Genomic DNA, 16789 nt, shown 5'->3' on the forward strand with positions numbered 1-16789 from the left:
GATCGCTTCATTCGTCCGTCCCTTTCCTGGGGGCGGACTCTAATTATTCCTGGAGGAGTTTCAGGGGGTCACGTCAGCCGCAATAGCCACGACTGTTCGCATCAATGAAGAAGGGCCCGCAGCGTGCGCTGCGGGCCCTCGTCCGTTTCGCGATGACCGAGCGTCTATTCGACGCCGAGCTTCTTGCGGAGAAGCTCGTTGACCGTGCCCGGGTTGGCCTTGCCGCCGGTGGCCTTCATGACCTGGCCGACGAACCAGCCCAGCGCCTGCGGCTTGTCCTTCACGGCTTCGGCCTTGTCAGGATTGGCGGCGATCAGCTCGTCGATGGCCTTCTCGATCGCGCCGGTGTCGTTGATCTGCACCAGACCGCGCTTCTCGACGATCTCGGCGGGACGCCCTTCGCCGGCCCACATGTGTTCGAAGACCTCCTTAGCGATCTTCGACGAGATGGTGCCGTTCTCGATCAGCTCGACCAGCTGGGCGATGTCGGTGTGCGGCAGCGGCGAGTCGGAGAACGACGTGCCCGCCGCCGACAGCTTGGCTAGCAGCTCGTTGGTCACCCAGTTGGCCACTAGCTTGGCGTCGCGGCCCTTGGCGGCGGCTTCGAAATAGTCGGCGCGGTCGGCGTCGATGATCAACACGCCAGCGTCGTAGGCCGACAAGCCGTACTGGCTCTGCAGGCGCGCCTTCTTGGCGTCCGGCAGCTCCGGCAGGGTTTCCTCAATCGACTTCACCCAGGCTGAATCCAGAACCAGCGGCAGCAGATCCGGATCAGGGAAGTAGCGATAGTCGTGCGCCTCTTCCTTGCTGCGCATCGAGCGCGTCTCGTTTTTGTTGGGATCGTACAGGCGCGTTTCCTGGTCGATCACGCCGCCGTTCTCGAGGATCTCGATCTGGCGGCGGGCTTCGTACTCGATGGCCTGCTGGATGTAGCGGTACGAGTTGACGTTCTTGATTTCGCAGCGCGTGCCCAAGTGGCTGAAGTCGCCCGTGGCACGGAACTTCTCATAGTCACCCGGACGGCAGACCGAGACGTTCACGTCGGCGCGCAGGTTGCCCTTCTCCATGTCGCCGTCGCAGGTGCCCAGATAGACCAGGATCGTGCGTAGCTTCTTCACATAGGCGGCGGCTTCCTCGGAGGTGCGCATGTCGGGCTTGGAGACGATCTCCATCAGCGCGGTGCCGGCGCGGTTCAGATCCACGTAGGTCGCGTTGGGATCCTGGTCGTGCAGCGACTTGCCGGCGTCCTGCTCTAGGTGAAGACGCTCGATGCGGACGTCAAAGGTCGTGCCGTCGTCGCGCTCGACGGTCACCACGCCCTCGCCAACGATCGGTTGGTCGAACTGGCTGATCTGATAGCCCTGCGGCAGATCCGGATAGAAGTAGTTCTTCCGGTCGAAGCGGCTCTTCAGGTTGATCTGCGCGCGCAGACCCAGGCCCGTCTTCACCGCCTGCTCGACGCAGAACCGGTTCAGCACCGGCAGCATGCCCGGCATGGCCGCGTCCACGAGGCTGACCTGCTCGTTGGGCCCCGCGCCGAAGCCGACGGCGGCGCCCGAGAAGAGCTTGGACTTGCTGGCGACCTGGGCGTGCACCTCAAGACCGAGGACCATTTCCCAGGGACCGGTGCGGCCTTGGATCTGTTTGGATTCTTGCGTCATGGCCGTCTCTCTACATCAAGCGAGGCGGCGCGGAAAAGCTCTAGCGGCGCAGCGACACGATGTTCCGTCCATCCTAAATAGCCGTTGTGGCTTGCAGCATTACAGCGCGCTACGGGCGCCTGGACGCACCACTCGAAAATAAGGCCGAAATTCGCTCAAAATCGCACCATTTCACGATGAGGGAACCGTCGAGTTATCGCGCCGTTCGACTCCACGAACTGCTCACTCACGGAGGTAGAAATGCCCACCGCTTACACGAACCGCTCGACGCTCAATTTCGATTCCCCTGAGCCGACTGTCACGGCGGACCCGAATGCTTCGGCTCTGTTTCCGTCGCAGCCGGTCTATGCACGGACACCGAAAAAGAGTGCCGGCGGCAACCTGCCACTGATGGTCGGCGCGCCCGTTCTCGCGATCGTGGCCGGCGGTCTCGTCTGGATGGCGATGGGTGACCGGCCAGCGACGCCGACAGATCCGCAATCGCTTCAGACGGCCGCCGCTGAGACCGAGCCCTCCCCCGGTCTGGAGCCAAGTCTACCGCAAGCGACGCCGATCCCGCAGCCCACCGAACTGGCGGCGAATGAAGCCGCGCCCGCCCCTGAATCGGTTTCCCGCGAGTCGGTCGCCCGTACGCTGACCCCTCGCGCTTCGGCTCCGAGCCGCGCTCCGGATCGTCGCGTCGCGGCGGCTCCGGCTGAAACCACCGCTCCGGACGCCTCGGCCGCGTCGTCGAACGTCAGCGCGACCGTCCCGGCGCCGCCTCCGACGGTCAGCGCCCCAGCGGTCGCCGAGCCGCCGCCGCTGGTGATCCCGGCGCCGGCTACGCCGCAACCGTCGATGCCGGAACCGACCACGCCCATGTAGGGCGCCAAGACAGGCCTAAAGAAGAAGGGCGGCTCTAGATCGGAGCCGCCCTTTTCACATCACCACCACTTTTCGGCCTTGGCCTTGAAGCCCGCGGCCTTCTCGACCGCGCCGGCGACCGAGAACACCGTCGCCTCGTCAAGCGGCTTGCCGATGATCTGCAGGCCCAGCGGCAACCCGTTGGCGTCGAGACCCGCAGGCAGCGACAGCCCCGGCAGACCCGCGAGATTGGTCGTCACCGTGAAGACGTCGTTCAGGTACATGGCGATCGGATCGTTGCTGTTCTCGCCCAGGCCGAACGCCGCCGAGGGCGCGGTCGGGGTAAGGATCGCGTCGCACTGGGTCCAGGCGTTGTCGAAGTCCTCGGCGATGCGGCGACGCACCTTCAGGGCCTTCAGGTAGTAGGCGTCGTAATAGCCGGCCGACAGCACGTAGGTGCCGATCAGGATACGGCGCTTGACCTCATCGCCAAAACCAGCGGCGCGGGTGTTCTCGTAGATCTCGGTGAGGTTCGCGCCCTCTTCCCGCAGGCCGTAGCGCATGCCGTCGTAACGGGCGAGGTTCGAGGACGCCTCGGCAGGAGCCACGATGTAGTAGGCTGGCAGAGCGTACTTGGTGTGCGGCAGGCTGATGTCGACAATCTCGCAGCCGGCTTCCTTCAGCCAGGCGATGCCATCGGCCCAGAGCTTCTCGATCTCCGCCGGCATGTTGTCGACGCGGTATTCCTTGGGAATGCCGATCTTCAGGCCTTTCACCGACTTGCCGACGAACTGGGTGAAGTCCGGCACGGGCACGTCGAGGCTGGTCGAGTCCTTGGGGTCATGGCCCGACATCGAGGTCAGCAGCAGGGCCGCGTCCTCGACGGTCTTGGCGATCGGGCCGGCTTGGTCCAGCGAGCTGGCGAAGGCCACCACGCCCCAGCGCGAGCAGCGGCCATAGGTCGGCTTGATACCGACCGTGCCGGTGAAGGCGGCCGGCTGGCGGATCGAGCCGCCGGTGTCGGTCGCCGTGGCGCCCAGGCAGAGGTCCGCCGCCACGGCGGCGGCCGAACCGCCCGAGCTTCCGCCCGGCGTCAGAGCCTTGGTCGAGCCCTGGGCGCGCCAGGGGTTGGTGACGGGGCCGAAATAGCTGGTCTCGTTCGACGAGCCCATGGCGAACTGGTCGAGGTTCAGCTTGCCCAGCATCACCGCGCCGTCGCGCCACAGCCGGCTGGTGACGGTCGACTCATAGGTCGGGACGAAGTTTTCGAGGATCTTCGAGCAGGCCGTGGTGCGCACGCCGTTGGTGCAGAACAGGTCCTTCACGCCCAGCGGCGCGCCCTCCAGCGGACCGGCCTCGCCCAGCGCCCGGCGGGCGTCGGACTTCGCGGCCATGTCCAGAGCCTGCTCCGGCGTTTCCAAGATATAGGCGTTCAACCCGCGAGCGGCCTCGATGGCCTCGATGTGGGCCTTGGTCAGTTCAACCGAGGTGAACTCGCCGGCGGCCAAGCCGTCGACGGCGGCCTTCAGGGTCAGGTTCGTCAGGCTCATTATTCGACGACCTTCGGCACGACAAAGAAGTTGTTGATCGATTTGGGCGCGTTGCTGGTCACGCGGGCGGGATCGCCGCCCATGGTGACGGCGTCTTCGCGCAGCGGCAGGCCAGCGGCCACGACGCTGGTCAGGGGCTCGCAGCCGTCGGTGTCCACCTCGGCCAGCTGCTCGATCCACGTCATGATGCCGTTCAGTTCCTGGGCCAGCGGCTCCAGGCGCTCTTCGGGCGTCGCAATGCGGGCGAGGCGCGCGACCTTCCGCACGGTGGCGGCGTCAATGGCCATGGAAGGCTACTCCGGATAGATAGTCAGCATTGACTGTTATTGTCGGTGGGTAGCGGGCGACGGCTCGCGTTTCAAGGCGAACCTCTCCTTCGACCTCACCCTGAGCTTGTCGAAGGGCGAGGCTGACGCACGACGCGGCGCCCTTCGACAAGCTCAGGGTGAGGACGTAGAAGACCGCCATGCCCGTTCTCGACATCCAAGACTTCGCAGCCGCCCTGCCCCAGTATGCCGCCATCGTGGGCCTGGACCCGGGCGAAAAGACGATCGGCGTGGCCGTCTCCGACGTCACCCGCACGGTCGCTAGCCCCTTAGCGCTGATCGAGAAGACCAAGTTCAGCAAGGACGCAGAGCAGCTGTTCAAGCTGATGGACAGCCGGAACGCGGTCGCGATCGTCATTGGTCTGCCCATGAACATGGACGGCACCGAGGGCGTGCGCTGCCAGTCCAACCGGGCGCTGGGCCGCAACCTGCTGCGCCTGAAGCCCGAGTTGCCGATCACCTTCTGGGACGAGCGCCTGTCGACGGCGGCGGTCACCCGCGTCCTGATCGACGAGCATGACATCTCGCGCAAGCGTCGCGACGAGGTGGTCGACAAGATGGCCGCCGGCTGGATCCTGCAGGGCGCACTGGAGCGTCTGCGCGGCGTCTAGATCACTGTCCGCATCGAACATTCCCTCCCGGCGAGAAAGTCGAGGCTTTTCGACCCGGAACCGAGTTGGTTAACATTCGTCGATTGCCAAACGGGGGATGGGCATGGACTTGAGACAGAAATCTGGCCGCCATCGCGCGGCCGCGGCAAGCGCAGCCTTGATCGTTCTGCTGACAGCCAACATCGGCGTCGCGAGCGATGGCGCAGACTGTCCACCCAATCCCGAGCCCGGCAAGTGCTACGAAAAGGTCTACAGCCCGGCGCTTTACGAGGATCGGGCCGAACAGGTGCTCGATCAACCGGCGCGGACTGGAAGCAATAGCGCGCCGGCCACCTACAGAATCGTAGTGACGCGGCACAAACTGCGTGACGCCAGCTTCACCTGGCAGGTCGTCCCCTGTGGTCCGGGTCGCATGCCGCCACGCACAGGCGGCTAGTCTGCAAACGGACGGAATTTGTCTGAAGTAACGCCGCTTGACCCAAAAACTCTTTTTGGGTTTTCCCTGAGGCTCGACGGCCCCACCGAAAAAGAAATTCGCTCAGCGGGTGAATTTTCGGGACAACATCGTTTTTTCTTTGGTTAAGGTTAATTGTCGCGTTCCGGGATCGGACTCCAAGTTCGTTCCACGACTATACAGTTCTGGGTTGAGGGCAAACGAGGGGGCTCGAGTGACGAAGAAGGTCTTGATGGGTTTGGTGGCGGTCGCCGTCACCGGCATGTCGGTGAGCCCGGTGCTCGCGGACGGCCGTAACTATGCGCCGGCGCCCGCCGCGCGCAGCTATCCGCCGGTGCCGCCGCCGCCGGTCTATCCGCCCGCGCCGCGTCCGCCGTCGCCGCCGCCAGGCCCGCCCGCGGATGACTGCCTCTGCACGCGTCCGGCGGTGTTCTATGGTCCGACCACGGGCTGGGGTGACATTCGGGTCGCTGCTCCGGGCGTGCGCGTCTATGGCGAGCCGGTCGTCGTGCCGTCGGGCCGCATCGATATTCAAGGCCCGCCGGTCTATGTCGACGCACCGCCGGTTCGCGTGGCCGCGCCGCAGATCTATCTGCACCGTCCTGAAGTGCATGTGCGTCCGTCGGCCGTCACGGTCGAAGCGCCGCAGATCCACTTCACCGGCTGCGCTGACGGCGTGCGCTGCGAACCGGCTCCGCCGCGTCGCTAAGCGTAACCTCAGTCGGGTGATTATCGAGGAGGGTGGCCCAAGGCCCCCTCCTCTTTCTTTTGACGCTAAGAAGCAGGGTCATCGCTGCGGCGCGCAGAACGCTCGGGCTTCGCGCGCCAGCGGCAAGTCACCGCCCTCCAGCGCGGCCTTCACCGCATCGTCGCAGCGATTCTCGCTCAACAGCGCCGTGACCTTGCCGCGCAAGGCCGCCGACTTGATCGCAGCCTCCCTCAGGAGCTGGGCCTCTTTGCGCTCGCCGGGCAGACAGGGCGAGTACCATTTCGCGTCACCGCACCGAGCGATCAGACGCGTCTGGCGCGACAGATCCGTCGAGGTTTCGGAGGCGGCCGCTTCTGCAGGCTTGTCAGCAGCCGGCTTGGCGCGCGCCGCAGCCGGCGCCAGTTCTACGGAAGGGGGCGGCGCCATGACCGGCGGCTGGCCCTCCAGCGGCTTGACCGTCATCTCGGTCGGCATCTGGTAGTGGCAGACCCAGCCCTTATCGGTCGTCTGGCAGGACTGCAGCGTCGCGCGGGTCTCCTCGGCCGGCGCGGAGGCCTGCAACAAAGCGAGCATAAGCAACAGCATGGCCAACCCCGATCGCCGCGCTTCCGAACGCGACCTCTACAGTATGCGCCTCCTGCACGCGGCAACAAGTGAGGGTGTGATCTGAGCGGGCGAGGCAGCGCGTTTTAGAAGCCGCCTACCCCGGCCTTTCCTTAACGGTCAAAGCCGCCTAAGACGCGGGCTCATGACGGCTTCCGCCCATGACCCCGCCCGCGCCGCGATCGAGACGATCCGCAGCCGCGTTTTTGCTTTTCCCAAGCGTCATTTCCTGTCCGCAGGCGATCTGAATGCGCCCCAGGCCGCAGACTTGCTGGATCTGGCCGACGCCTTCGTCGCCCTGAACCGGCAGACTTCCAAGACCCTCGACATTCTGAAGGGTCGGACGCTGATGAACCTCTTCTTTGAGAACAGCACCCGCACCCAGAGCTCGTTCGAGCTGGCCGGCAAGCGCCTGGGCGCCGATGTCGTCAACATGAACCCCAAGACCTCGTCGGTCGCCAAGGGCGAGACCCTGATCGACACGGCGGTCACGCTGAACGCCATGCGACCCGACCTGCTGGTCGTCCGCCACGCCTCATCGGGCGCGGCCAGCCTGCTCAGCCAGAAGGTCAGCGGCCACGTGGTCAACGCCGGCGACGGCCAGCACGAGCACCCGACCCAGGCCCTGCTGGACGCCCTGTCGATCCGCCGCGCCTTTGGCCGCGTGTCGGGCTTGACGGTCGCGATCTGCGGCGACGTGCTGCACAGCCGGGTCGCTCGCTCTAACGTCGCCCTTCTGCACACCCTGGGCGCCAGCGTGCGCCTGGTGGGGCCGCCCACCCTGATGCCGGCTCAGGCCGAGCGCTGGGGCGTCGCGGTTCACCACGACATGAAATCAGGCTTGGCCGGCGCCGACGTCGTCATGATGCTACGCCTGCAGTTGGAGCGTATGCAGGGCGCCTTTGTGCCCTCGACCCGTGAGTACTTCCGCTTCTACGGTCTTGATCGCGAAAAGCTTTCCCGCGCTGCGCCCGGCGCCAAGGTCATGCACCCAGGCCCGATGAACCGGGGCGTCGAGATCGATTCCGACGTCGCCGACGATCCGGCCGTCAGCCTGATCCAGGACCAGGTCGAGATGGGCGTCGCCGCCCGGATGGCGGTGCTCACCAGCCTCGCGGCCCGTCTGGAGGCGGCCCAATGAACGCCCCTCAGCCCCTCGCCTTCGTCAACGCCCGCCTGGTCGATCCAGAATGCGGCTACGATGGTCCCGGCGGCGTCATCGTCTCCGAAGGCGTCATCACCGACGTCGCCAAGGGTCGCGAGTTCGGCAAGCTCAGCAAGGCCGTGCGGGTCGTGGACTGCGGCGGCGCGCTTCTGGCCCCCGGCCTGATCGACCTGCGCGTCCGCACCGGCGAGCCCGGGGCCGAGACCAAGGAAACCCTGGCCAGCGCCGCCAAGGCCGCTGCGGCCGGCGGCGTCACCTCGTTCGTCGTCCAGCCCGACACGGCCCCGGCGATCGACGACCCCAGCATGGTCGACTTCATTCTGCGCCGCGCCCGCGACGTCGACAGCGCCCGCATCCTGGTGGCCGGCGCGGCGACCAAGGGCCTCCTGGGCGAGCAGATGGCCGAGATCGGCCTGATGCGCGAGGCCGGCTGCGTCTATGTCACCGACGCGGGCAAGCCGATCGTCGACAGCAAGGTCATGCAGCGCGTCCTGACCTACGCCAAGGGTTTTGACACCCTGCTGGCCCACCGGCCGATGGACCCGTGGCTGGGCAAGGGCGGCGCGGCGATCGGCGGCGAGTTCGCCGGCCGCATGGGCCTGCCGTCGGTCTCGCCGATGGCCGAACGCATCATGCTGGAGCGCGACGTCGCCCTCCTGGAGGCCACCGGCGGTAAGCTGCTGGTCGACCAGATCAGCTCGGCCCAGGCGCTGGAAACCCTGGCCCGCGCCAAGGGCAAGGGCTTGCGGATCAACGCCTCGGTGTCGATCAACCACCTGTCGTTCAACGAGCTGGACATCGGCGACTACCGCACCTTCGCCAAGCTGAACCCGCCCCTGCGCGGCGAGGACGACCGCCAGGCCCTGATCGAGGCCCTCGCCTCGGGCCTGATCGACATCGTCGTCTCCTCGCACAGCCCGGCCCCCGCCGAGGACAAGCGCCTGCCATTCGACGAGGCCGCGCCCGGCGCGGTGGGCCTGGAAACCCTGCTGCCCGCCCTGCTGTCGCTGTACCACGAGGAGCGCCTGCCGCTGCTCGACCTGATCCGCGCCGTCACCCTGGCCCCGGCCCAGCTGCTGGGCCTGCGCGGTGGCCGCCTCTCCCCGGGCGCGCCGGCGGATCTGGTGCTCTGCGACATCGACGCGCCGATCATCGTGGATGCGGCCCGCCTGCTGTCGAAGTCGAAGAACTCACCGTTCGACGGGCGGCGCCTGCAGGGCCAGGTGTTGATGACTGTGGTCGACGGCCGCGTGGTGCATCGGGCTGAGGGGTGACTCCGAAATCCTCCCCCCAGCGGGGGAGGTGTCGGCGCAGCCGACGGAGGGGGAAGTCCTGCCGACCCTGCCTCTTCCCCCTCCGGCGCTTCGCGCCGCCTCCCCACTAGGGGGAGGATTTGGATGGCGTCCGACTCTGCATTAAACCTAAGGCACAACTTTCGCTTGCGTAGCGGTTGAATTCGCGCGCAACTCGCCTTAGGGTCGAACCGTGCAAGATCTCGCCGCCATCGCCTATCTCACCCTCGGGATCGCCATTGTCGGCGGCTACCTGTTGGGGTCCATCCCATTCGGGCTGATCGCCACGCGCCTGGGCGGAGCGGGCGACATCCGCCAGATCGGCTCGGGTAATATCGGCGCCACCAACGTGCTGCGTTCGGGGCGCAAGGACCTGGCGGCCATCACCCTGCTGGGCGATGCGGGCAAGGGCGTGGTGGCGGTGCTGCTGGCCCGGTATCTGACCCACGGCAATGCGGCCGTGATCGCCTTGGCCGGCGGCTCGGCGTTCCTGGGTCATCTGTTCCCGGTCTGGCTGAAGTTCAAGGGCGGCAAGGGCGTGGCCACCTTCTACGGCGTGCTGCTCAGCGCCTGCTGGCCGGTGGGTGTCGCCGCCGGGGCCACCTGGCTGGCCATGGCCTTCCTGTTCCGCATCAGCTCGCTGGCGGCCCTGACCGCAGCGACCCTGGCCGCGCCGTTCGCCCTAGCCTTCGACCAGCCCTACCCGTTCCTGGGCCTGTGCCTGTTCATGGCCGTGCTGATCTTCATCCGTCACCGCGAGAACATCGCGCGCCTGCTCAAGGGCGAGGAGCCGAAGATCGGCAAGAAGAAGCCGGCGGAGGACGCTCCGCCCGCGCCCGACGCGCCGTGACGCCCGGCCGGCTCTCGGACATCCAGCGCTTCGCCTGGCTGCGGCTGGCGCGCACCGAGACGGTCGGCCCCGTCGCTTTCGACCATTTGATCACCCGCTACGGCACGCCCGAGAGGGCGCTGTCCGCCCTGCCCGATCTCTCGCGCAAGGGCGGCCGCGCCGTGCCGCTATCCCTGCCGCCACGCGAGGAGATCGAGCAGGAGCTCGAAGCCGGCGACAAGCTGGGCGCGCGCCTGATCTGCGGCTGCGAGCCGGACTTCCCGCCCCGGCTGGCAGCCCTAGATCCGCCGCCGCCCGTGCTGTGGGCGCTGGGGCGAGCCGAACTGCTCTCCCAGCACAGCCTCGCCATCGTCGGGGCCCGCATCGCTTCGGCCGCCGGCCAGCGCTTTGCGCGCCAATTGGCCGCCGATCTCGGAATCGCCGGCCATATCATCGTGTCGGGCATGGCGCGCGGCATCGACGGTGCCGCGCACGAGGGCTCGCTCGCCACCGGCGCCGTGGCGGTGCTAGGTGGCGGAGTCGGCGACATCTATCCGCCCGAACACGACCGGCTGCACGCCCGCCTGGCCGCCGAGGGCTGCGTCGTCTCGGAAAGCGCGCCCGACCGCCGGGCCCAGGCCAAGGACTTCCCGCGCCGCAACCGGATCATTTCGGGCCTGTCGCTGGGCGTCATCGTCGTCGAGGCCGAGCTGAAGTCGGGCTCGCTGATCACCGCGCGCCTCGCCGCCGAACAGGGCCGCGACGTCTTCGCCGTGCCGGGCTCTCCCCTGGACCCGCGCTCCAAGGGCACGAACGACCTGATCCGCCAGGGCGCGATCCTGTGCGAAGGCGCCGAGGACGTGCTGCGCTCGCTGTCGGGCCAGACGCATCTGCGCGAGCACGACCACCGCTATGAACCGGCGCCTGACATGGACATCGACCACGACGCCTTGCGCGAACACGTCGCCGCGCTGCTCTCGCCGACGCCGGTGTCGCGGAACGACCTCGTCCGCGCGGCCGCCGCCCCGGCTTCGGCGGTGATGGCGGCGCTGGTGGAGTTGAGCCTGGCCGGCCGCGCCGAGCTTCTGGACGGCGGATTGGTCGCGGAGGCCTAACCTTTCGCTCCGGGCCCGGGCTGATACGCTGGCGTCAAGACGCACCGGAGAGAGTCGTGGACGCCGAAACCCTGCAACGGACCTTCGACGCGGCGGTTAAAGCCCACGGCGAGGGCCGGCTGGATGACGCCGAGGCCGGCTTCCGCGCCGTGCTGGCCGTCCTGCCGCACGAGGGCGAGGCGCTCTTCGGCCTGGGCCTGACCCTGATGGGGCTGCGGCGCTTTACGGCAGCGGTCGCCCCGCTCCAGGCCGCCGCCGCTCAGCCGGGCGCCGAGCCTATCCGCTTTCTCTGCCTGGCCCAGGCGCTCTACCTGACCGGCGCATTCGCGCAGGCGGCCGAGACCTTCGCGGCGATGGAAAACCAGGAGGGCTTCCACGACGGCGCCCGCCTGACCTGGGCCCGGTCGGCCGCCTACGCCGCGCTGGACGACAGCGACGCCGATAGCGCCCTGGCGCTCTACGGGCGGATCGCGGGGCCTGCAGCCGAGGATCTCGACACCGTGGCGCGCGAAGGCTTTTCCGCCCTTGTGGCCTTCCAGCGCCTGGACGCCGCGCGCAAGCTGGGCCGATGGCTGGAAGCCCGGTCGCCGGGGGACGCGATCCAGGCCCACGAGCTGCGGGTGCTGACCGATCCCGAGATCGACCGCGCGCCGCCCGCCTATGTCGAGGCGCTGTTCGACGCCTTCGCCGAACGCTTCGACCACCAGTTGGTCGAGAACCTGGAGTACCAGGCCCCGGCGATCCTGGCGCAGATGGTCGGCGTCGCCGAGCGCCGCTTCGAGCACATGCTGGATCTCGGCTGCGGCACCGGACTGGCCGGTCCGCCCTTCCGGGCCGGCGTCGCGCGCCTGACGGGCGTGGATCTGTCCACCGCCATGCTGTCCAAGGCGGCCGAGCGCGGCGGCTATGACGCCCTGGTCCACGCCGAGGCCGTCGCCTTCCTGCGAAAGACGTCGGACCGCTTCGACCTGATCGTCGCCGCCGACGTGTTCAGCTATCTCGGCGACCTGAGCGATATCCTGACCGCTGCAGCCGCGGCGCTCAGCGACGAGGGCCTGCTGGCCTTCAGCGTCGAGCAGGGCGAGACGGGGTGGCGACTGCTGCCCTCGGCGCGCTACGCGCACGGCGACGACTATGTGCGCGCCGCCGGCGGCAAGGCTGGGTTGGAGGTGATCCAGCATCGCCAGACGCCGCTGCGCCGTCAGGCCGACGCCGCGATCCCGGGCGGGCTCTACGTGCTGCGGAAGATCAGGGCCGCCTAACGCCGCGCGCCCCTGGCGAACAGCAGGTCCGACCACCGCCAGTGACCGCCGCCCAGAGCGAAGCGCGCGCCGCCCGGGCCGTCGTTCAGCGAGATCAACACCAGCCCGCGCATCGGCTCGGCGCGGCAGGCCGCCGGGGCGAAGGCGACTTCCAGCATGATCATCTCGCGCAAACCCGAAAGGCCGTCGCCCTCCTCGCCGTCGGTGCGCTGCCAGTCGCCGTTCCAGACCAGCGGCGCGCGGCCGGCGCCGACCGTGGCGGCGTGAGCCCGCATCAACGAGGCGCGGGCGCGGGGGTTCTTGCGCAGACCCTCCTGCAGCAGCCGGACCATGTCACAGCCCGCCCCGCCCCCGCCCCCGCCCCCGCCAGCCCCTGAACCAGCGGTCGCCGCGCCCATTAACTCGGATTCGCCCAGACCCATTACCCGCGCAGGCGCGGGCTTCGGGCTGGCCGGCAGCGGGATCACGTCCTTGGGGACCGGCGCCTTGGTCACCCGGAGCGGCGAGCGCGGCGCGGCCCGGGCGGCGTCCTTGGGCTTCTCCGGCGACGGCGGCTTCTTGGGCGCTTTCACCGGCGACTTGGGCGCTTCGTGTGGCGCGGGCGGTGGAGGCGGCGGAGGTGGCGGCGGGGGCGGTTCGACCAACGACACGACCACCGGCGGGGTCTCAAGCGGGTGCGGAGGAGGCGGTTGGATCGCGAGCAGCACCGCTACGGCCGCAGCGTGCGCCGCCAGGCTCGCCACCCAGGCCGCGCCCCTCCCGCCCTGTCGTTTCCAGTGCGCCATCTGCTCGCCGCGCCACAGGCCAAAGCGCAGGCCCTGGCGCTTGTGGACCATGGGTCCGCGTCAGGAAGTGGGCGAATGGTGGCGCTTGAAGGAGCGCCTAGACGCTCAGATCGACCAGCAGTCCCGTCCCCGCCGCCGGCGCTGCGCGCACGGCTTCTTTCAGCCGATCGACGATTTCCGCGCGTTCGGCGTTCGAGGTCACGGGCTTGATCGGGCGGATCGGCGAGACATAGGCCTCGGTGGCGATCCGGTTGACGGTGAGGTCCATGGCGGTCAGCACAGGTGGAACTTGCCACGCCAGTGTCGCGCAAGGGGCTTAACAAGCGCCTACCGGACACCAAAGCCTGACTGTTTTCCGGGTCCTTCGTTGACAGACCCCTAGTGAAGCCCCCACTTTCGCGCCGCTCGCCTGCAGGGCGATCTCTTTTTCCTGAACAAGAGTCAGAATGAACGTCGTCGTCGTCGAGAGCCCGGCCAAGGCCAAGACCATCAACAAGTACCTCGGGTCCGACTACACGGTTCTCGCTTCCTACGGCCACATCCGCGACCTGCCGTCGAAAGATGGCTCGGTCGAGCCGGACAACGACTTCGCCATGAGCTGGGAGGTCGACGCCAAGGCCTCCAAGCGCGTCAGCGACATCGTCGACGCCATGAAGAAGGCCGACCGCCTGATCCTGGCCACCGACCCGGATCGCGAGGGCGAGGCGATCAGCTGGCACGTGCTGGAAGTGCTGAACAAGAAGAAGGCGCTGAAGGACAAGACCGTCCAGCGTGTCACCTTCAACGCCATCACCAAGACCGCCGTGACCGAGGCCATGAAGGCCCCGCGCGATCTCGACATGGAGCTGGTCGAGGCCTACCTCGCCCGCCGCGCCCTCGACTACCTCGTCGGCTTCACGCTCTCGCCCGTGCTGTGGCGGAAGCTGCCGGGCAGCCGTTCGGCTGGCCGCGTGCAGTCGGTGGCCCTGCGCCTGGTCGTCGATCGCGAGCTGGAGATCGAGCGCTTCAAGACCCAGGAATACTGGACCGTCGACGCCGACGTCTCGGCCGGGTCGGATCCGTTCCTGGCGCGCCTGGTCAAGCACGAGGGCAAGAAGCTCACCAAGTTCGACCTCGGCAACGAGGCCTCGGCCCTGGCCGCCAAGGCCGCCGTCGAGGCCGCCGTCTTCAAGGTCGAGGCTGTCGAGAAGAAGCCCGGCAAGCGCTCGCCCGCCCCGCCCTTCACCACCTCGACCCTGCAGCAGGAAGCCGCGCGCAAGCTGGGCTTCTCGGCCCAGCGCACCATGCAGGCCGCCCAGAAGCTGTACGAAGGCGTCGACATCGGCGGCGAGACGGTGGGTCTGATCACCTATATGCGGACCGACGGCGTCTCGATGGCGCCCGAAGCCATCTTCGAGGCGCGCGACGTGATCGGCGCGGTCTATGGCAAGGAGTACGTCCCGGACTCGCCGCGGATGTACAAGTCCAAGGCCAAGAACGCCCAGGAGGCCCACGAAGCCATCCGCCCGACCGCCATGGGTCGCAACCCGGGCTCGCTGCGCCTGGAGCCGGAACTGGGCCGTCTGTACGAACTGATCTGGAAGCGCACCATCGCCTCGCAGATGGAGAGCGCCCGCATCGAGCGCACGACCGTCGACCTGACCAGCGCCGACGGCCAGACCGGCCTGCGCGCCACCGGTCAGGTCGTCCAGTTCCCCGGCTACCTCGCCGTCTACGAGGAAGGCCGCGACGACGAGGGCGATGAGGACAGCGCCCGTCTGCCGGCCATCACCGAAGGCGCGAGCGCCAAGGTTCTGAAGTCGCGCGCCGACCAGCACTTCACCGAACCGCCGCCGCGCTACTCCGAAGCCAGCCTCGTCAAGAAGATGGAAGAGCTGGGCATCGGCCGCCCATCCACCTACGCCTCGGTGCTGGGCGTGCTGCGCGACCGCGAATATGTCCGCATGGAGAAGCAGCGCTTCATCCCTGAGGACAAGGGCCGCCTGGTCACCGCGTTCCTCGAGCAGTTCTTCAAGCGCTATGTCGAGTACGACTTCACGGCGGCGCTGGAGGAGAAGCTCGACCTCGTCTCAGACGGCAAGCTGGACTGGAAAGAGTTCCTCCGCGAGTTCTGGAAGGACTTCCACGCCGCCGTAGGCGAGATCGCCGAGCTGCGCACCACAAACGTCCTGGACGCCCTGAACGAGGCGCTGGGCCCGCACATCTTCCCCGACAAGGGCGACGGCTCCAACCCGCGCCTGTGCCCGACCTGCGGCTCGGGGCAGCTCTCTTTGAAGACCGGCAAGTTCGGGGCCTTCATCGGCTGCTCGAACTATCCTGAGTGCCGTTACACGCGCCAACTGGGCGTTTCCGAAGGCGATGGCGACGCCGAGAGCGCCGACAAGGAATTGGGCGTCAATCCGGCGACCGGCCGCGCCGTTTGGCTGAAGAACGGCCGTTTCGGCCCCTATGTCGAGGAGCTGGCGGCCGAGGGCGACAAGCCCAAGCGCTCGTCCCTGCCCAAGGGCTGGATCGCCTCGGCCATGGACCTGGAGAAGGCCCTGCGCCTGCTCTCGCTGCCGCGCGAGGTGGGCAAGCACCCGGACGACGGCAAGGTGATCACGGCGGGCCTGGGACGTTTCGGCCCCTTCGTGCTGCACGACGGCACCTACGCCAATCTGGAGAACGCCGACGAGGTGTTTGATGTGGGCCTCAACCGCGCCGTCGCCATCCTGGCCGACAAGCGCGCCGGCGGCGGTCGTCCGCAGCGCGCGGCGGCCGCGGCCCTGGCGGAACTCGGCAACCACCCTGAGGACGGCAAACCGATCCGCGTGCTGTCGGGCCGCTTTGGTCCCTACATCAAGCACGGTGACACCAACGCCAACGTGCCCAAGGGCAAGGATCCGGCTGCCATCACGCTGGAAGAGGCCCTGGCCCTGATCGCCGAACGCGCGGCCAAGGGCGGGGCCAAGAAGCCCGCCAAGAAGGCGGCGGCTTCGAAGTCTAAAGCCAAAGCCGAAGGCGACGCGCCGGCCAAGAAGACAGCGGCGAAGAAGCCCGCCGCCAAGAAGCCAGCCGCCAAGAAGGCCGCCCCGAAGGCCAAGGCCGTAGCGACGACTGAAGACGGCGCCGCACCTTGGGACGACGAGGGCTGACGCTGTTCAGGGCTGAGGGACGGGAGTAGACTTCACCCATGACGACCCTGGAACGTCCCCTGCCTTTGCAGGTCGTGGTCGTGGCCCTGGTGCTGTGCTGCATCGGCGGCTTCGCCATGGGCCTGACCAACGCGATGAAGCTGGATCGCGGCGGCGCCGTGACCAGCCCGCAGCCGCTGGCCGAGACCTCGGGCGTTCCGGTCAAGGACGCCGCTCCCGCCCTCGCCTACGAGCCGCCGCCGGTCGAAAAGCCCAAGCCCAAGGCCGTCGAGGTCGAAACCGTCGAGCAGGAAGCCCCACCGCCGGCCCCGGTGGTCGAGGCGCCGCCGACCGCGCCCGCGCCAGTGGCCGAGACCAAGCCCGCCGAGCCGCAAGCGCCGAAGTCGATCGAGGATCTGTACTAGGCCAAGCGCCCCCTCCGTCTCGCTGCTACGCAGCGATCCACCTCCC

Annotated in this window: 17 protein-coding genes; 11 read left to right on the plus strand and 6 right to left on the minus strand. The window is 68.0% G+C overall.

Annotation, left to right across the window (positions count from 1 at the left end; all coding sequences use genetic code 11):
• Positions 1–164: 164 nt before the first annotated feature.
• The gene (gene gatB / locus ACT53N_RS16930; protein WP_476064985.1) at positions 165–1661 is read right to left on the minus strand and encodes an Asp-tRNA(Asn)/Glu-tRNA(Gln) amidotransferase subunit GatB; all 1497 of its coding nucleotides are present in this window, start codon (positions 1659–1661) and stop codon (positions 165–167) included.
• Positions 1662–1901: 240 nt separating this feature from the next.
• On the opposite strand from gatB, the gene ACT53N_RS16935 reads away from it, so the two are divergent.
• The gene (locus ACT53N_RS16935; RefSeq protein WP_476064986.1) at positions 1902–2525 is read left to right on the plus strand and encodes a hypothetical protein; all 624 of its coding nucleotides are present in this window, start codon (positions 1902–1904) and stop codon (positions 2523–2525) included.
• 59 nt (positions 2526–2584) lie between these two features.
• Here ACT53N_RS16935 and gatA read toward each other — a convergent pair whose 3' ends face one another.
• Both gatA and gatC read right to left on the minus strand, forming a co-directional pair.
• Complete coding sequence (gene gatA, locus ACT53N_RS16940; RefSeq protein ID WP_476064987.1) at positions 2585–4054, minus strand: Asp-tRNA(Asn)/Glu-tRNA(Gln) amidotransferase subunit GatA; 1470 nt, start codon at positions 4052–4054, stop codon at positions 2585–2587.
• Complete coding sequence (gene gatC / locus ACT53N_RS16945) at positions 4054–4341, minus strand: Asp-tRNA(Asn)/Glu-tRNA(Gln) amidotransferase subunit GatC (protein ID WP_310216614.1); 288 nt, start codon at positions 4339–4341, stop codon at positions 4054–4056. Before gatC ends, gatA begins: the two co-directional genes overlap by 1 nt.
• Before the next feature lie 179 nt (positions 4342–4520).
• On the opposite strand from gatC, the gene ruvX reads away from it, so the two are divergent.
• From ruvX to ACT53N_RS16960, 3 genes are all read left to right on the plus strand, one after another.
• Complete coding sequence (ruvX, locus tag ACT53N_RS16950; RefSeq protein ID WP_476064988.1) at positions 4521–4991, plus strand: Holliday junction resolvase RuvX; 471 nt, start codon at positions 4521–4523, stop codon at positions 4989–4991.
• 103 nt (positions 4992–5094) lie between these two features.
• Entirely contained in the window at positions 5095–5427 is a 333-nt protein-coding gene (locus tag ACT53N_RS16955; protein ID WP_476064989.1) for a hypothetical protein, read from the plus strand.
• Between the two features lie 232 nt (positions 5428–5659).
• Complete coding sequence (locus tag ACT53N_RS16960) at positions 5660–6154, plus strand: hypothetical protein (protein WP_476064990.1); 495 nt, start codon at positions 5660–5662, stop codon at positions 6152–6154.
• Positions 6155–6232: 78 nt separating this feature from the next.
• Here the strand turns inward: ACT53N_RS16960 and ACT53N_RS16965 are convergent, their stop codons facing one another.
• Complete coding sequence (locus ACT53N_RS16965; protein WP_476064991.1) at positions 6233–6739, minus strand: hypothetical protein; 507 nt, start codon at positions 6737–6739, stop codon at positions 6233–6235.
• Positions 6740–6902: 163 nt separating this feature from the next.
• Between ACT53N_RS16965 and ACT53N_RS16970 the strand changes: the two genes are divergently transcribed.
• The 5 genes from ACT53N_RS16970 to ACT53N_RS16990 all read left to right on the plus strand — a co-directional run bounded on the left by ACT53N_RS16970 (position 6903) and on the right by ACT53N_RS16990 (position 12420).
• Positions 6903–7898: an aspartate carbamoyltransferase catalytic subunit gene (locus ACT53N_RS16970; protein WP_310216626.1), complete on the plus strand. Its 996-nt coding sequence runs from the start codon at positions 6903–6905 to the stop codon at positions 7896–7898.
• Positions 7895–9196, plus strand: coding sequence for a dihydroorotase (gene pyrC / locus ACT53N_RS16975; RefSeq protein WP_476064992.1), 1302 nt, complete (start codon positions 7895–7897; stop codon positions 9194–9196). Before ACT53N_RS16970 ends, pyrC begins: the two co-directional genes overlap by 4 nt.
• 211 nt (positions 9197–9407) lie before the next feature.
• The gene (gene plsY, locus ACT53N_RS16980) at positions 9408–10064 is read left to right on the plus strand and encodes a glycerol-3-phosphate 1-O-acyltransferase PlsY (RefSeq protein WP_476064993.1); all 657 of its coding nucleotides are present in this window, start codon (positions 9408–9410) and stop codon (positions 10062–10064) included.
• Entirely contained in the window at positions 10061–11158 is a 1098-nt protein-coding gene (gene dprA / locus ACT53N_RS16985) for a DNA-processing protein DprA (RefSeq protein WP_476064994.1), read from the plus strand. The genes plsY and dprA overlap by 4 nt, the downstream gene beginning before the upstream one ends.
• A gap of 56 nt (positions 11159–11214) precedes the next feature.
• Positions 11215–12420: a class I SAM-dependent DNA methyltransferase gene (locus ACT53N_RS16990; protein ID WP_476064995.1), complete on the plus strand. Its 1206-nt coding sequence runs from the start codon at positions 11215–11217 to the stop codon at positions 12418–12420.
• Here the strand turns inward: ACT53N_RS16990 and ACT53N_RS16995 are convergent.
• Positions 12417–13205: a hypothetical protein gene (locus ACT53N_RS16995; protein ID WP_476065137.1), complete on the minus strand. Its 789-nt coding sequence runs from the start codon at positions 13203–13205 to the stop codon at positions 12417–12419. The genes ACT53N_RS16990 and ACT53N_RS16995 overlap by 4 nt on opposite strands.
• A 97-nt stretch (positions 13206–13302) precedes the next feature.
• Positions 13303–13473 carry a hypothetical protein gene (locus ACT53N_RS17000; protein ID WP_310216754.1) on the minus strand — a complete coding sequence of 57 codons (171 nt, stop codon included), beginning with the start codon at positions 13471–13473 and terminating at the stop codon, positions 13303–13305.
• 178 nt (positions 13474–13651) lie between these two features.
• Between ACT53N_RS17000 and topA the strand changes: the two genes are divergently transcribed.
• Together topA and ACT53N_RS17010 are read left to right on the plus strand one after the other, a co-directional pair.
• Positions 13652–16339 (plus strand): type I DNA topoisomerase, encoded by a 2688-nt coding sequence (topA, locus tag ACT53N_RS17005; protein ID WP_476064996.1) that lies wholly within the window; start codon positions 13652–13654, stop codon positions 16337–16339.
• 38 nt (positions 16340–16377) lie between these two features.
• Positions 16378–16743, plus strand: coding sequence for a hypothetical protein (locus ACT53N_RS17010; RefSeq protein ID WP_476064997.1), 366 nt, complete (start codon positions 16378–16380; stop codon positions 16741–16743).
• Positions 16744–16789: the final 46 nt, after the last annotated feature.

This window comes from Caulobacter sp. DMC95 (assembly GCF_056313785.1).

Coding starts and splice junctions, on each gene's coding strand:
- gatB (WP_476064985.1), bottom strand. CDS start 1,661: ATGACGCAAGAATCCAAACAGATCCAAGGCCGCACCGGTCCCTGGGAA.
- ACT53N_RS16935 (WP_476064986.1), top strand. CDS start 1,902: ATGCCCACCGCTTACACGAACCGCTCGACGCTCAATTTCGATTCCCCT.
- gatA (WP_476064987.1), bottom strand. CDS start 4,054: ATGAGCCTGACGAACCTGACCCTGAAGGCCGCCGTCGACGGCTTGGCC.
- gatC (WP_310216614.1), bottom strand. CDS start 4,341: ATGGCCATTGACGCCGCCACCGTGCGGAAGGTCGCGCGCCTCGCCCGC.
- ruvX (WP_476064988.1), top strand. CDS start 4,521: ATGCCCGTTCTCGACATCCAAGACTTCGCAGCCGCCCTGCCCCAGTAT.
- ACT53N_RS16955 (WP_476064989.1), top strand. CDS start 5,095: ATGGACTTGAGACAGAAATCTGGCCGCCATCGCGCGGCCGCGGCAAGC.
- ACT53N_RS16965 (WP_476064991.1), bottom strand. CDS start 6,739: ATGCTGTTGCTTATGCTCGCTTTGTTGCAGGCCTCCGCGCCGGCCGAG.
- ACT53N_RS16970 (WP_310216626.1), top strand. CDS start 6,903: ATGACGGCTTCCGCCCATGACCCCGCCCGCGCCGCGATCGAGACGATC.
- pyrC (WP_476064992.1), top strand. CDS start 7,895: ATGAACGCCCCTCAGCCCCTCGCCTTCGTCAACGCCCGCCTGGTCGAT.
- ACT53N_RS16995 (WP_476065137.1), bottom strand. CDS start 13,205: ATGGCGCACTGGAAACGACAGGGCGGGAGGGGCGCGGCCTGGGTGGCG.
- ACT53N_RS17000 (WP_310216754.1), bottom strand. CDS start 13,473: ATGGACCTCACCGTCAACCGGATCGCCACCGAGGCCTATGTCTCGCCG.
- topA (WP_476064996.1), top strand. CDS start 13,652: ATGAACGTCGTCGTCGTCGAGAGCCCGGCCAAGGCCAAGACCATCAAC.
- ACT53N_RS17010 (WP_476064997.1), top strand. CDS start 16,378: ATGACGACCCTGGAACGTCCCCTGCCTTTGCAGGTCGTGGTCGTGGCC.